Consider the following 13545-nt stretch of genomic DNA (forward strand, 5'->3'; position numbering starts at 1 on the left):
GCCCGGTTACGCGCCCGATCTGAATCCAGTCGAATACCTCTGGGCTTGGCTCAAGCGGCACGCCTTGGCCAACTTCTGTCCCAACAACCTGACCGAGTTGAAGCACACCGCTCGATGCAAGCTCAAGCGCGGCCAGAAGCGCAAATCGATCATCGCTGCTTGCTGGAAGCAAGCCGAGCTTTGGTGATGTCATGATTTACGTAATTCTCAATAGCGGCATTTCGCAACAGGACCGTGCGCAGCTCGCCGCCGCATGTCGGCGGAGCACGGGTTTTGTCGATGGCTGATTACGGTGCAGAGAACATTGAGAAACGCCGCAATCTCGTTCGACACACGCTGCTAACGACGGTGTGCGATCCCGACGACGCCCCGGTTGCATACGTTGCTGCGTTCATTCGCGGCGATGGACGTTGCACGATTGCGGGCGACGGTATCGAACGCGAATTCGCGGGGATTCTCAGTGACGGTTTGGCGACGTTGATGGGGAAATTGGAGCGTCATGGCGCGGGTCTGCCGGTAACGGGCTGACCTGATCGATGGCGCGGCATTCGATTCTGTACCTTGAGACGCGATTCGTAGTGCTAATCGGGTGTCCATCGATGCCGCGCGCCGAAACGGGAAATTATGAGTAACACACATATGTCCGAATTCGAGCGGGCGAGAGTCGCGCTCGGTTATGTCCCGCCTGACGACCGCGATACGTGGCGTCAGGTCGGGATGGCGGTCAAGGCCGAATTTGGCGAAGAGGGCTTCTCCCTCTGGAGCGAATGGAGCCAAGGCGCGCAAAGCTACAACGCAAAAGACGCCCGCGACGTGTGGAAGTCATTCAAGGGCGGCAAGATCACGATCAATACGCTCTATCACCTTGCGAAGCGAGGCGGCTTCGATCCGCGCGCGCATCGTGCAAAGCCGATCAATCCAGCGGAGCGCGAACGGCAGTTGGCCGAACGCGCCGTCCGTGAGGCGGCCGAGCTGACCGCGCTCGCGGAGAAACAGCAAGAGGCGGCAGCGCTTGCAGAGTCGATCTGGTCGGAGGCCAAGCCCGCGCTGGCCGATCATCCCTATCTCGTTCGCAAGCGCATTCCGGCCGGTGATCTGCGCATCTATCGCGGCAATCTGCGCATCGGCACGGCAGCGTGTGACGGTGCTTTGATCATCCCGGCGCGTGATGCGGACGGCAAGCTGTGGACCCTGGAATTCATTCTGGAAGACGGGCAGAAACGCTATCTGCCGAACGGTCGCAAGTCGGGTTGCCTCTCGATGATCGGCGGCGCGGTGTCGTCCACGCTGCTGATTGGCGAGGGGTATGCGACGTGCGCGACGCTCGCGGCCGCGACGAGCCATCCGGTCGCCGTCGCGTTCGACGCAGGGAACTTGATGGCCGTCGCGACCGCGCTGCACGGCCGCTATCCGGATGCACGCATCGTCGTGTGCGCCGACGACGATCACACGACGAAGGGCAATCCGGGCGTGACGAAGGCGCGTGCGACGGCCAGCGCGGTAGGTGGCGCGGTTGTCGTCCCCGACTTCGGGGCGGCTCGTCCCGCATCCAGCACAGACTTCAACGACTTGTCCGCGCACCGTGGCCCGGACGCCGTGGCTGCTGCGGTGCGTGCTGCGCTTGCCGTGGGCGGCTCGTCGGTCGCTGACAATGGCAAGGCTGCCACGTCCGCGCCGAAGCCCGCCAAGCGCCCGAAAACCACGCAGACGGGCGACGGGCGGGCACGGTTTCGCGTCGATGGCCGGGGCGTCTGGTATGAGGGCTACGACCGCGACGGAAACGACCTGCCGCCGCAATGGATCTGTGACCCGCTGGAGGTTGCGGCCGAGACACGTAACGAGGCGAATACGGAATGGGGCGTGTTGCTCCAGTTCGCGGACCGCGACGGCAACCCGAAGCGGTGGGCGATGCCCCGCCGTATGCTGGCGGGCGACGGCGCGGAATATCGTGCGACCCTGCTGGATATGGGTCTGAACATCGATCCGTCATCGTCCGCGAAACAGCGGCTCACGAGCTACATTCAGACAGCGCGCAGCGATCTACGCGCACGCTGTACGAGCCGAATCGGTTGGCATGGCAACGCCTTCGTCTTGCCGGATCGGACCATCGGCGCGGGCGATGACCTGACGATTTTTCAGACGGACGGCAGTATCGAGAGTCACTTCAAGCAAAGCGGAACGCTGGATGACTGGCGGCGCGAGTTGGCCGCGCTCTGCGTCGGCAATAGCCGCCTGATGTTTTGCGTGTCGAGCGCCTTCGCTGGAACGTTGCTGCGGTTTTCCGGGCAGGCGTCGGGCGGTTTTCACCTGATGGGTAACAGCACGGTCGGCAAGACAACGGCATTGCGCGCCGCCGCATCGGTGTTCGGCGGGCGCGACTATATGCGGAGTTGGCGTGCCACGTCGAACGCAATGGAATCGACAGCCGCGCAGCATAGCGACGGTCTGCTGATTCTCGATGAAATCGGGCAGGTCGAGCCGAAAGAGGTGGGCGATATTGTCTACATGATCGGCAACGAGGCCGGTAAGGGGCGGGCGACCCGCAACGCGACGGCCAAGCCGGTTTTGGTGTGGCGGCTGCTGTTTCTGTCGAGCGGGGAAAAGACGCTCGCGTCGATCATGGGCGAGGCCAGCAAGACGGCGAACGCCGGGCAGGATGTGCGTCTTGCGACGATTCCAGCGGACGCGGGGCGCGGCTACGGCATCTTCGAAGAGTTGCACGGCTTCGAGACCCCGAAGGATCTGGCGGACCATGTTGCCCGCGCCTCCGGTCAGTATTACGGCGTAGCCGCGATGGAGTTTATCCGGCACGCGGCCGAGAACGCCGACCGAATGCGCGATACGGTAAGCGGCATGATCGCGGCGCTGGTGGCTGATTGGGTGCCGCAAGGGTCGGACGGGCAGGTGTCGCGCGTTGCGCAGCGGTTCGCGCTCGTCGGCGTCGCCGGCGAGATTGCGAGCGAGGCGGGTTGCACGGGATGGGGCGAGGGGCATGCGATCCAAGCAGCGCGCGCCTGTTTCAAGGCGTGGGTGCGGGAGCGTGGCGGCGTGGGTAACGCTGAAGCAACAGCGATGATTCGGCAGGTTCGCGGCTTTCTGGAGGCGCACGGCGACGCGCGCTTTACTTGGGTGCAGCGTGTCGATGATGACCATGCGGGCAAGACGATGCATCGGGCGGGGTTCAAACGGTCGCTGTCGGCAGATCGTGCCGTGAATACGGATCGGGAATACATGGCGGAGTACGGTGAGAAGATGACGGCTGCCGACGCCGAGCGCAGCGCCACCGAATTTCTTGTGCTGACGGAGCCGTTTCGCAATGAGGTCTGTCGCGGCTTTGATCACCGTGCCGTTGCCCGCGTGCTTGCTGACATGGGCGTATTGAGGCCGGAGAGCAACGGCCGGGCGGACTCCAAGGTCCGTGTCGGTGCGCACGGCCCGATGCGCGCGTACCGCATCCAGTCATCCATCTTCGCACTCGATATCGGCTAGTCGCCGCGCCCGTGCCGAGGTGTCGGCGCGGGCGTTCTTTTGCGCGGCAATTGCGAACCTGCGGCACTCAAAGTGACTTTGGCGCGAGGTTCCAGAACAGAGTTGGCGAGCATTCGGCTCGGCGCAGATTAATACAATATTTGAAACAATGTGCCGACCCTGTTCCCAAACTCCCGCTTTCGCCATGGAAACCGCTGAATCCCTTATCCAGTAAGGATTTCGTCGGTCTGTTCCCAAAACGCACCTCGCCTTGTTCCCAGTTTGGATGGGAACGGCGAAACCCTTACTGGTATTGGCTTTCAGGCTATTTAAAGACGTTGTTCCCAATGTTCCCAAGAAAATGAGCAATGGGGGAGGCGCGCGGAAAGGTGGCGCAACAATGCCAAATTCAATGCTGACAAGGCAGCGCGGGTGAAATGCTCGGTGAAAGGCGGCATATCTAAAGAGGCGTACGAACCAGCGGACATTTCGTGATTGTCTCCATTTCTGCAAAGGTCCGGGCGGGCAGGATGCGGGGGACCCCACGTCTATCGGCATGATGCGGGGTGTCGCACCCGCGTTCTTTCTCTACTGACGGCGGACATAGGGGGGGGCCACATAATAATAAAGGGCCAAATCAATTGATCGTCCTATCGCTAGGCCGTGTCCGTTTTGTCAGCGAGAAACGCACGGAAGGGGGGCATAACCGTGTAGGCGAGGGAAGGGCGGAGCGCTGCCCGCCTGCCGGTGCGGTCGGCCAAGCTCGGCAATGTCCATGCCGCCCACGGCCTTCAGCGGCGCGAAAAAGCGCCTCGCGCACGCCGCCATCGCGGGCAAGCGGGCGCGAGAGCATGAAGTGGTGAGTGCGTCGATGTCGTACTATCGCGCGGCTGCAATTGGAACGATGGTCGCGCCCGCTTTGAGTCGATCGAGGTAGTTTGCCCACTTCTGCATCATCTCTCCGCGCTGCGCGAGGTACACAGTGCGGTCATAGGCGCGCCCAAGAGGGTCTTTCACGGCGTGTGCAAGCTGGGCTTCGATAATCTCTTTCGGGATGCCAAGTTGCTCCGCCATGATTGTGCGGGCGGTCGCGCGGAAACCATGCCCCGTCATGGTGCTGCTGTCATATCCGAGTCGGCGTAACGCGGCATTGACCGTGTTATCGGACATGGGGCGGGTTTTCGAGCGCGCGCCAGAAAACAGGTAGCGGCCGTTTCCAGTGAGTAGGTGTAGCTCACGCAGGACGCTGATCGCTTGAGAGGCGAGCGGCACGATGTGCGCGCCGCCAGACGCCTTGTCTTTCTTCCGGCGCTTCATGCGGGCGCTTGGAATTTCCCACGTGGCGGCGTCTAGGTCGAATTCCTCCCACTCGGCGGCGCGCAGCTCGCCGGGGCGTTGAAAAACTAGTGGGGCGAGCCTGAGTGCGCAAAGAACGGGGAAGGTGCCACGATAGCTGTCGATAGCGCGCAGCAGCTCGCCGAGCTCCTTCGGCGCAGTGACGGCAGCGAAGTGCTCTGTTTCGGGGGGCGGTAACGCGCCGCGAAGGTCGGATGTTACATCGCGCTCAGCCCGGCCGGTGGCCACGGCGTACCGACAGACCTGACCGACATTGCCGCGCAGGCGATGGGCGGTTTCAAGCGCTCCGCGTTTCTCGACCCGGCGCAGGATGTCGAGTACGTCAGGCGGTGTCAGGTTCGCCATTGGCTTGCCGCCGATCCACGGGAAGGCGTCCACCTCTAGGCGGCGCAAGATGCGGTCTCCGTGACTGTCCGACCATGTGGGCGCGTATTTCGCGTGCCACTCGCGCGCGATGGCTTCGAACGAGTTTTCTGCGTTGAGGCGCTGGGTGCGCTTCTCGGCTTTCTTGGCTTCGCCTGGATCAATGTTCGCCGCCAGTTTTTCGCGTGCGGCATCCCGCTTTTTGCGCGCTTCTACCAGAGAAACTTCCGGATAGGTGCCAAACGCCAAGCTCTTCTCTCTGCCGCCGAATCGATATTTCAAGACCCATCGCTTTCCCCCTGCTGGGGTGACAAGCAGGAACAGTCCGCCGCTGTCGAATAGCTTCTGCTGTTTTTCCATGGGCTTGGCGCGGCGGATCGCCATATCAGTCAGTGCCATGCGCGTTCCTTTGCTGGCTGAGGATGAATGGGGTTTGGGGGTTGTCGATTGATGGAGGGCTGGAGAGCCCCCAGAAAAACCCCCGGTTTGGGGTTGTTTCTACCGGACAATGTTGGGCGTAGTTTGCAATAAAAAACCCCGCAAAGCCAAGCTGGGCGGGGTTTTCTGGGTAAAGATGGGTAACGCTAGGCAGGAAAATGGTGGAGGCGGCGGGAATCGAACCCGCGTCCAGAAGCGGTCCACGACCAGTTCTACATGTTTAGTTCTGTCATTTGATTTAACCGTAACGTCGCGGACGAACACGCTCCGTTACGGCGATTCACTAAGTTTTCGACCCGGCCGTCGTGACGCCGGCAAGGCTTAACTGACGTATATGACCTCTGTCGGTATTGCTACCGGTCTTGCGACACTAGCCCGTCAGTGAACTAGGCAGAGGACGGCGGCCCTTAGGCTGCCAGTGCGAACGTATCGTCGTTTGCAGTTACGTTTTTCCCATTGATTAACGAGGTGACGGGTCCTCGACATGCCCTAGCCGCTTCACAACCCCTGTCGAAACCAGGTCGCCCCCAGCGGATTAGACATTATAGCGCAACACGCGCAACAGTCGCAGTAGCTCGTCGGTCGTCTCCACGAGATGATGCGCCTGCCAGTCGACGGGTGCGGCGCCGTCGCCGCAATAGCCGTATGCGGCCGCCACCGTCGGCATGCCGGCTGCGCTGCCCGCCTGGATGTCGCGCAGGTCGTCGCCGACGTAGGCGATCCGCGCGGGCGTGAGCGACAGCCGCTCTGCCGCATACAGGAGCGGCGCTGGATGGGGCTTCGAATGCGATGCCGTGTCGCCGCTGACGACGCACGCGGCGCGTCCTGCCAGGCCGAGCAGCGCGACGAGCGGATCGGTGAACCGCGCGGCCTTGTTGGTCACGATGCCCCAGCGCACGCCGCGCGCGTCGAGGTCGTCGAGAAGCGCGCCGATTCCCGGGAAGAGCGTCGTGTGCACGCAGAGGTCGGCCGCGTAGTTCGCGAGGAATTCGTCGCGCAGCGCATCGTATTCCGCGTCCGCCGGCGCGATGCCGAAGGCGCCGCCGATCAGGCCGCGGGCGCCCGCCGACGCGAGCGGGCGCAGCGCGTCGAGCGGCGTTTCGGCGGCGCCGCGCGTGCGCTGCATCTTGTTGACCGCGGCCGCGAGGTCGGGGGCGGTGTCGGCGAGCGTGCCGTCGAGATCGAACAGCACGGCCTCGCACGCGTCGAGACGCAACGCGTCGGACAGCGGGGCGGCGAAGGAGGGCGAAGAAAAGCTCATGGGCGCGATTGGAGCGGGAGGCGGGTCAGGCGCTGCGGCGGCACGCGACGAGGTAGTTGACATCGGTGTCGTTCGACAGCGTGAAGCGCTTCGCGAGCGGATGATAGGTGATGCCCTTGATCTCGACGATCTGCAGATCGGTCGCGCGCACGAAGCGGGCGAGCTCGGACGGACGGATGAAGCGCGCGTAGTCGTGCGTGCCCTTCGGCAGCATCTGCGCGATGTACTCGGCGCCGATCACGGCGAGCAGGTACGACTTCAGGTTGCGGTTCAGCGTCGAGAAGAACACCCAGCCGCCCGGCTTCACGAGCGTCGAGCACGCGGCGACGACATTCGCGGGCGACGGCACATGCTCGAGCATCTCCATGCACGTTACGACGTCATATGCGCTCGGCTCGCGCGCGGCGAGCGCTTCGGCCGCGATCGCCTCGTAGTCGACGGTGACGCCGCTCTCGAGGCTGTGCAGATCGGCGACGCCGAGCGCTTCCGTCGCGAGGTCGATGCCCTTGACCTGCGCGCCGAGCGACGCCATCGATTCCGACAGGATGCCGCCGCCGCAGCCGATGTCGACGACGCGCTTGCCGGGCAGATGCGCGTGCGCGTCGATCCAGTTCAGGCGCACCGGATTGAGGTCGTGCAAAGGCTTGAATTCGGCGTTCGGATCCCACCATTTGTGAGCGAGGTCGCTGAATTTCTGGAGTTCGTGCGGATCGGCGTTCGTCATGTCGGCAAGCGGATGCGGGTAGGAGGGCGGCGGCGCGCCCGTCAAGCCACGAGTATATAAGCGGGCGGGCGAGGTCGCCAGGAACGCGCTCGCGCGATGGGCGGACCGCGTCAATGAAAAAGCCCCGCCGAAGCGGGGCTTGGGAAGCAGATGCGATCGATTCGCGGCTTACTGCGCCGGAACGGTCGTCTTCTGCACTTCTTGCGTACCGACCACTTCGACTTCCACGCGGCGGTCCGGTGCGAGGCAGGCGATGAGTTGCTTGCGGTTCTTCTGCTTGCAGGTGTTGCCCGTGACCGGATTGCGCTTGCCCTTGCCTTCCGTGTAGACCTTGTTCGCCGGGACGCCCTTGCTGACCAGGTACGACTTGACGGCTTGCGCACGGCGCAGCGACAGACGGTCGTTGTACTTGTCCGAACCGATGCGGTCGGTGTAGCCCGTGGCCACGACCACTTCGACGTTCATGCCCTGGATCTTCGCGGCCAGTTCGTCAAGCTTCTGCTTGCCGGCCGGCTTCAGGATGGCCTTGTCGAAGTCGAACAGCGTATCGGCTTGGTACGTAATCTTCTGGCTCGTGATGGCCGGAGCAGCCGGTGCGACCGGGGCCGGTGCCGGTGCCTGGGCGACCAGTGCGCCATCGCACTTCGCGTTGGCGGTGGCCGGCGTCCAGAACGCATCGCGCCAGCAGAGCTCGTTCGTGCCGTTCATCCACACCCATTCGCCCGTGCCATTCACCCAGTTGTCATTCACGGCTTGTCGCGACGCCGGCACCGACTGTGCCGAAGCGGATGCAGCCATAACTGCGGTAGCTGCAATGAACGCGAGCTTTGAAAGTTTATTCATATTTCTCCTCTCGAAATTGAGATTACCGCAGGTTTACTGCGAGCCTGTTGACGATGACAAGTCATACATTGCTCGAAGTATAACATTGGTGCGGCACAAAAAACGCGGCACCGCTCTGTGTAGACTTCGAGCAGCGTCTAACTTTCAGTGCGTTGGCATTTTGCCATATCGTTCCCTTCCCACGAAAAAAAATCCTCCCCACCCTAAGATCGGTCTATCGATTGTGGTGCGAGTGCAACACCGCTTGCCGCATGTTTCGGAAATTGTCAAGTCCGTTGGCGGGAAATCGCAGATTTTTGGGCTGCAAACCCATTCGTTAACTTGTTTCGTGTTTTTTTGTGTGCGCAATGTTCGAGTGATGCGAGGTGGACGGCGAAGCGGTCGCGCGGGTTTTGCCATTCTTATATAGAGGGGCCGCGTTGGGGCGGGTTGGGCCGCATGTTAGAATCGCACGTTGCGTCGCGCGAGCGGCGCCCACGCGAAAGGCGGCCCCGTCTTCGCTCCGAAAAGATACGGATACATGGATCAATTCGCCAAAGAGACCCTGCCCACCTCCCTCGAGGAGGAAATGCGCAAGTCGTATCTCGATTACGCCATGAGCGTGATCGTCGGACGTGCCCTTCCGGATGTCCGCGATGGCTTGAAGCCCGTGCACCGGCGCGTGCTGTTCGCAATGCACGAACTGAACAACGACTGGAACCGGCCGTACAAGAAGTCCGCGCGCATCGTCGGCGACGTGATCGGTAAGTACCACCCGCACGGCGACACGGCGGTCTACGACACGATCGTCCGGATGGCCCAGGACTTCTCGCTGCGCTACATGCTCGTCGACGGTCAGGGCAACTTCGGCTCCGTCGACGGCGACAATGCCGCCGCGATGCGCTACACCGAAATCCGGATGGCCAAGATCGGCCACGAACTGCTCGCGGATATCGACAAGGAAACCGTCGACTTCGGCCCGAACTACGACGGCAGCGAAATGCAGCCGCTCATCCTGCCGTCGCGGATTCCGAACCTCCTCATCAACGGTTCGTCGGGGATCGCGGTCGGCATGGCGACCAACATTCCGCCGCACAACCTGAACGAGGTCGTCGACGCGTGCCTGTACCTGCTGAACAATTCGCAGGCGAGCGTCGACGAGCTGATCGAGATCATTCCCGCGCCCGATTTCCCGACGGCCGGCATCATCTATGGCGTCGCGGGCGTGCGCGACGGCTATCGCACCGGTCGCGGCCGTGTCGTGATGCGCGCGACGACGCACTTCGAAGAGATCGACCGCGGCCAGCGGATGGCGATCATCGTCGACGAGCTGCCGTACCAGGTCAACAAGCGCTCGCTGCTCGAGCGGATCGCGGAGCTCGTCAACGAGAAGAAGCTCGAAGGCATCTCGGACATCCGCGACGAGTCCGACAAGAGCGGCATGCGCGTCGTGATCGAACTCAAGCGCGGCGAGGTGCCCGAGGTCGTGCTGAACAACCTGTACAAGGCGACCCAGCTGCAGGACACGTTCGGCATGAACATGGTCGCGCTCGTCGACAACCAGCCGAAGCTCCTCAATCTGAAGGAGATCCTGCAGTGTTTCCTGTCGCATCGGCGCGAAGTGCTGACGCGGCGCACGGTCTACGAGTTGCGCAAGGCGCGCGAACGCGGCCACGTGCTCGAAGGCTTGGCCGTCGCGCTCGCGAACATCGACGACTTCATTGCGATCATCAAGGCCGCGCCGACGCCGCCGATCGCGAAGCAGGAGCTGATGGCGAAGTCGTGGGATTCGTCGCTCGTGCGCGAGATGCTGGCGCGCGCCGAGACCGAGAACGCGGCGGCGGGCGGGCGCGAAGCATACCGCCCGGAAGGTCTGAGCCCGGTGTTCGGCATGCAGGGCGACGGTCTGTACAGGCTGTCCGACACGCAGGCGCAGGAAATCCTCCAGATGCGTCTGCAGCGCCTGACGGGCCTCGAGCAGGACAAGATCATCGGCGAATATCGCGACGTGATGGCGCAGATCGCCGATCTGCTCGACATCCTCGCGCGGCCGGAGCGGATCACCGTGATGATCAGCGAGGAACTGAACGCCGTGAAGGCCGAGTTCGGCGACGCGCGCCGCTCGAAGATCGAGCTGAACGCGACCGAGCTGAACACGGAAGACCTGATCACGCCGCAGGACATGGTGGTCACGATGTCGCACGCGGGCTACGTGAAGTCGCAGCCGCTGTCCGAGTATCGCGCGCAGAAGCGCGGCGGCCGCGGCAAGCAGGCGACGCAGATGAAGGAGGACGACTGGATCGAGACGCTCTTCATCGCGAACACGCACGACTACATCCTGTGTTTCTCGAACCGCGGTCGCGTGTACTGGGTCAAGGTCTACGAGGTGCCGCAGGGTTCGCGCAACTCGCGCGGCCGTCCGATCGTCAACATGTTCCCGCTGCAGGACGGCGAGAAGATCAACGTCGTGCTGCCCGTGCGGGAATTCTCGGCCGACAAGTACGTGTTCATGACGACGGCGTTGGGCACCGTCAAGAAGACGCCGCTCGAAGCGTTCAGCCGGCCGATGAAGAAGGGCATCATTGCGGTCGGCCTCGACGAGGGCGACTACCTGATCGGCGCGGCGATCACCGACGGCGCGCACGACGTGATGCTGTTCTCCGATGCCGGCAAGGCGGTCCGATTCGACGAGAACGACGTGCGTCCGATGGGCCGCGAGGCGCGCGGCGTGCGCGGGATGCAGCTCGACGAAGGGCAGCAGGTGATCGCGATGCTCGTCGCGGGCAGCGAGGAGCAATCGGTGCTGACCGCCACCGAGAACGGTTTCGGCAAGCGCACGCCGATCACCGAGTACACGCGCCACGGCCGCGGCACGAAGGGGATGATCGCGATCCAGACGTCCGAGCGCAACGGCCGCGTGGTCGCCGCGACGCTCGTCGACGCCGAGGATCAGATCATGCTGATCACGACGGCGGGCGTGCTGATCCGCACGCGCGTGTCGGAGATCCGCGAGATGGGACGGGCGACGCAAGGTGTTACACTCATCAGTCTCGATGAAGGCACCAAGCTTTCGGGTCTGCAGCAGATCGCCGAGGCGGACGCTGATCCCGACGATGACGCGTCGGAGGGCGGCGACGCCTGAGCCAGGTTGTGACCGTCGAGCCGCCGCCCGGCTCGCACGCAAAAATGCGGCGTGACGGGTGCGGCGTATAAACTGTGCATATTTCCATGAGGGAGTGATGATGCAAAAACGATTCAAGCAACTGGTCCTGCTGGCAGCGATGGTTCCGGCGTTCGCGATGGCTCAGTCGCTGTCGAACCAGACTTCGGCTCCGGCGGCCGCTGCTCCGATCGACGCCGACAAGAAGGCAGCCATCAAGGATCTGCTCGACGCGATCGACGCGCCGAAGCTCGTGTCGGCAATCGCGAATAGCGCCGAAATGCAATCGAAGCAGCTCGTGCCGGCGATCCTGTCGGACGCGCTGTCGGAGAACAAGACGCTGAACGACAAGCAGAAGCAAGCTGCCGTGCCGGCGCTGCAAAAGAACGCGGTGCCGAAGCTCGTCGACAACGCGGGCAAGGTGTTCGGCACGCAGCAGTTCTCGAGCGACGCGATGCAGGCTCAGTACGACGCGTACGCGAAGTACTACAGCACGTCGGAGATCAAGGATCTGACGACGTTCTACAAGAGCCCGACGGGCCGCAAGTTCATCCAGGTGCAGGATCAGGTCGGCCGCGACGTCGTGAACGGCCTGATGCAGAAGTACATGCCGCAGGCGATCAAGGCGACGCGCGACCAGGCCGACAAGGAAGTCGCGGGCGTCAAGCCGGGCAAGTAAGCCGCGCCCGCCGGGGCCCGCCGGCCGGGGCGTTCGCCGCCCGGGTTTGGCGGGTTCGTCGGGACAGTGCGATAATGGCCGTTTGCGCGAGAGCGCAAGCGGCCATTTCCTTTTCCCGCACGGCTTTCGCGCCGGTTCGAAGCGGCTGCGTCCCTTCCGAGGTTTTCACGATGCGCGTCTTTAATTTCTCCGCCGGTCCCGCGGCGATGCCCGAGGAAGTGCTGCGCCAGGCGGCCGCCGAAATGCTCGACTGGAACGGCAGCGGCATGAGCGTGATGGAAATGAGCCATCGCGGCAAGGAATTCATGTCGATCCACGAGGCGGCGCTCGCCGATCTGCGCGAGCTGCTCGACGTGCCCGTGAACTACCGGATCCTGTTCCTGCAGGGCGGGGGGATCGCCGAGAACGCGATCGTGCCGATGAACCTGCTCGGCTCGCGCACGACGGCCGATTTCGTCGTCACGGGCTCCTGGTCGCAGAAGTCGTTCAACGAGGCGAAGAAATACTGCACGCCGCATCTCGCCGCAGCGGGCAAGACCGAGCAGGGCTACACGCGCGTGCCGGCATTCTCCGAATGGCGGATGTCCGGCGATCCGGCGTACGTGCACCTGTGCACGAACGAGACGATCGACGGCGTCGAAACCTTCGACATTCCCGATCTCGGCAACGTGCCGCTCGTCGCCGACGTGTCGTCGCACATCCTGTCGCGTCCGCTCGAGATCGCGAGGTACGGTGCGATCTTCGGCGGCGCGCAGAAGAACATCGGGATGGCCGGCGTGACGCTCGTGATCGTCCGCGAGGACCTGCTCGATCGCGCGTTGTCTATTTGCCCGTCGGCGTTCGAATGGAAGACCGTCGCGCTCAACAACTCGCTCTACAACACGCCGCCCACCTATGCGATCTACGTCGCGGGGCTCGTGTTCAAGTGGCTGAAGGCGCAAGGCGGCCTGGCCGTGATCGAGCAGCGCAACATCGAAAAATCGAAGCTGCTGTACGACGCGATCGACGCGAGCAGCTTCTATTTGAATAAGGTTGAGAAGTCGGCGCGTTCGCGGATGAACGTGCCGTTCTTTCTCGCGGACGAATCGCGCAACGAAGACTTCCTTGCCGGCGCAAAAGAGCGCGGGCTGCTGCAGCTGAAGGGCCACAAGTCCGTCGGCGGCATGCGGGCGTCGATCTACAACGCGGTGCCGCTCGCGGGCGTGCAGACGCTCGTCGAGTACATGAAGGATTTCGAGCGGCAATGCGCGTGACGCGCGCCGCTCTTCAGCACG

Annotated in this window: 10 protein-coding genes and 1 other RNA gene; 6 read left to right on the forward strand and 5 right to left on the reverse strand. The window is 63.1% G+C overall.

What is annotated here, in order from left to right:
• From WS62_RS19210 to WS62_RS19215, 3 genes are all read left to right on the forward strand, one after another.
• Positions 1 to 187, forward strand: a 187-nt coding sequence (locus WS62_RS19210; RefSeq protein ID WP_331460081.1) for a transposase, incomplete at its 5' end; no start/stop codon positions are given.
• Between the two features lie 92 nt (positions 188 to 279).
• Entirely contained in the window at positions 280 to 528 is a 249-nt protein-coding gene (locus WS62_RS34215; protein ID WP_231748346.1) for a hypothetical protein, read from the forward strand.
• Between the two features lie 111 nt (positions 529 to 639).
• Entirely contained in the window at positions 640 to 3489 is a 2850-nt protein-coding gene (locus WS62_RS19215) for a DUF927 domain-containing protein (protein ID WP_066574022.1), read from the forward strand.
• Positions 3490 to 4347: 858 nt separating this feature from the next.
• Here WS62_RS19215 and WS62_RS19220 read toward each other — a convergent pair.
• From WS62_RS19220 to ompA, 5 genes are all read right to left on the reverse strand, one after another.
• Entirely contained in the window at positions 4348 to 5586 is a 1239-nt protein-coding gene (locus tag WS62_RS19220) for a tyrosine-type recombinase/integrase (RefSeq protein WP_066574025.1), read from the reverse strand.
• A gap of 198 nt (positions 5587 to 5784) precedes the next feature.
• Positions 5785 to 6154: a transfer-messenger RNA gene (ssrA, locus tag WS62_RS19225) on the reverse strand.
• A 6-nt stretch (positions 6155 to 6160) separates the two neighbouring features.
• On the reverse strand, positions 6161 to 6886 hold the full coding sequence (gene gph, locus WS62_RS19230) for a phosphoglycolate phosphatase (protein ID WP_066574027.1): 726 nt from the start codon (positions 6884 to 6886) through the stop codon (positions 6161 to 6163).
• Positions 6887 to 6911: 25 nt separating this feature from the next.
• Positions 6912 to 7610 carry a bifunctional 2-polyprenyl-6-hydroxyphenol methylase/3-demethylubiquinol 3-O-methyltransferase UbiG gene (ubiG, locus tag WS62_RS19235; RefSeq protein ID WP_066493492.1) on the reverse strand — a complete coding sequence of 233 codons (699 nt, stop codon included), beginning with the start codon at positions 7608 to 7610 and terminating at the stop codon, positions 6912 to 6914.
• Positions 7611 to 7778: 168 nt separating this feature from the next.
• On the reverse strand, positions 7779 to 8453 hold the full coding sequence (gene ompA, locus WS62_RS19240) for an outer membrane protein OmpA (protein ID WP_059470245.1): 675 nt from the start codon (positions 8451 to 8453) through the stop codon (positions 7779 to 7781).
• 520 nt (positions 8454 to 8973) lie between these two features.
• Between ompA and gyrA the strand changes: the two genes are divergently transcribed.
• The 3 genes from gyrA (at position 8974) to serC (ending at position 13524) form a co-directional block, all read left to right on the forward strand.
• A complete protein-coding gene (gene gyrA / locus WS62_RS19245) occupies positions 8974 to 11574 on the forward strand; it encodes a DNA gyrase subunit A (protein WP_066493423.1) in 2601 nt (866 codons plus the stop codon).
• Between the two features lie 100 nt (positions 11575 to 11674).
• Positions 11675 to 12271, forward strand: coding sequence for a DUF2059 domain-containing protein (locus WS62_RS19250; RefSeq protein ID WP_066574077.1), 597 nt, complete (start codon positions 11675 to 11677; stop codon positions 12269 to 12271).
• A 170-nt stretch (positions 12272 to 12441) separates the two neighbouring features.
• Positions 12442 to 13524: a 3-phosphoserine/phosphohydroxythreonine transaminase gene (serC, locus tag WS62_RS19255; RefSeq protein WP_066574032.1), complete on the forward strand. Its 1083-nt coding sequence runs from the start codon at positions 12442 to 12444 to the stop codon at positions 13522 to 13524.
• The last annotated feature ends 21 nt before the right edge of the window (positions 13525 to 13545 follow it).

It is taken from the genome of Burkholderia sp. ABCPW 14 (assembly GCF_001523835.1).
GTDB lineage: Bacteria > Pseudomonadota > Gammaproteobacteria > Burkholderiales > Burkholderiaceae > Burkholderia > Burkholderia mayonis.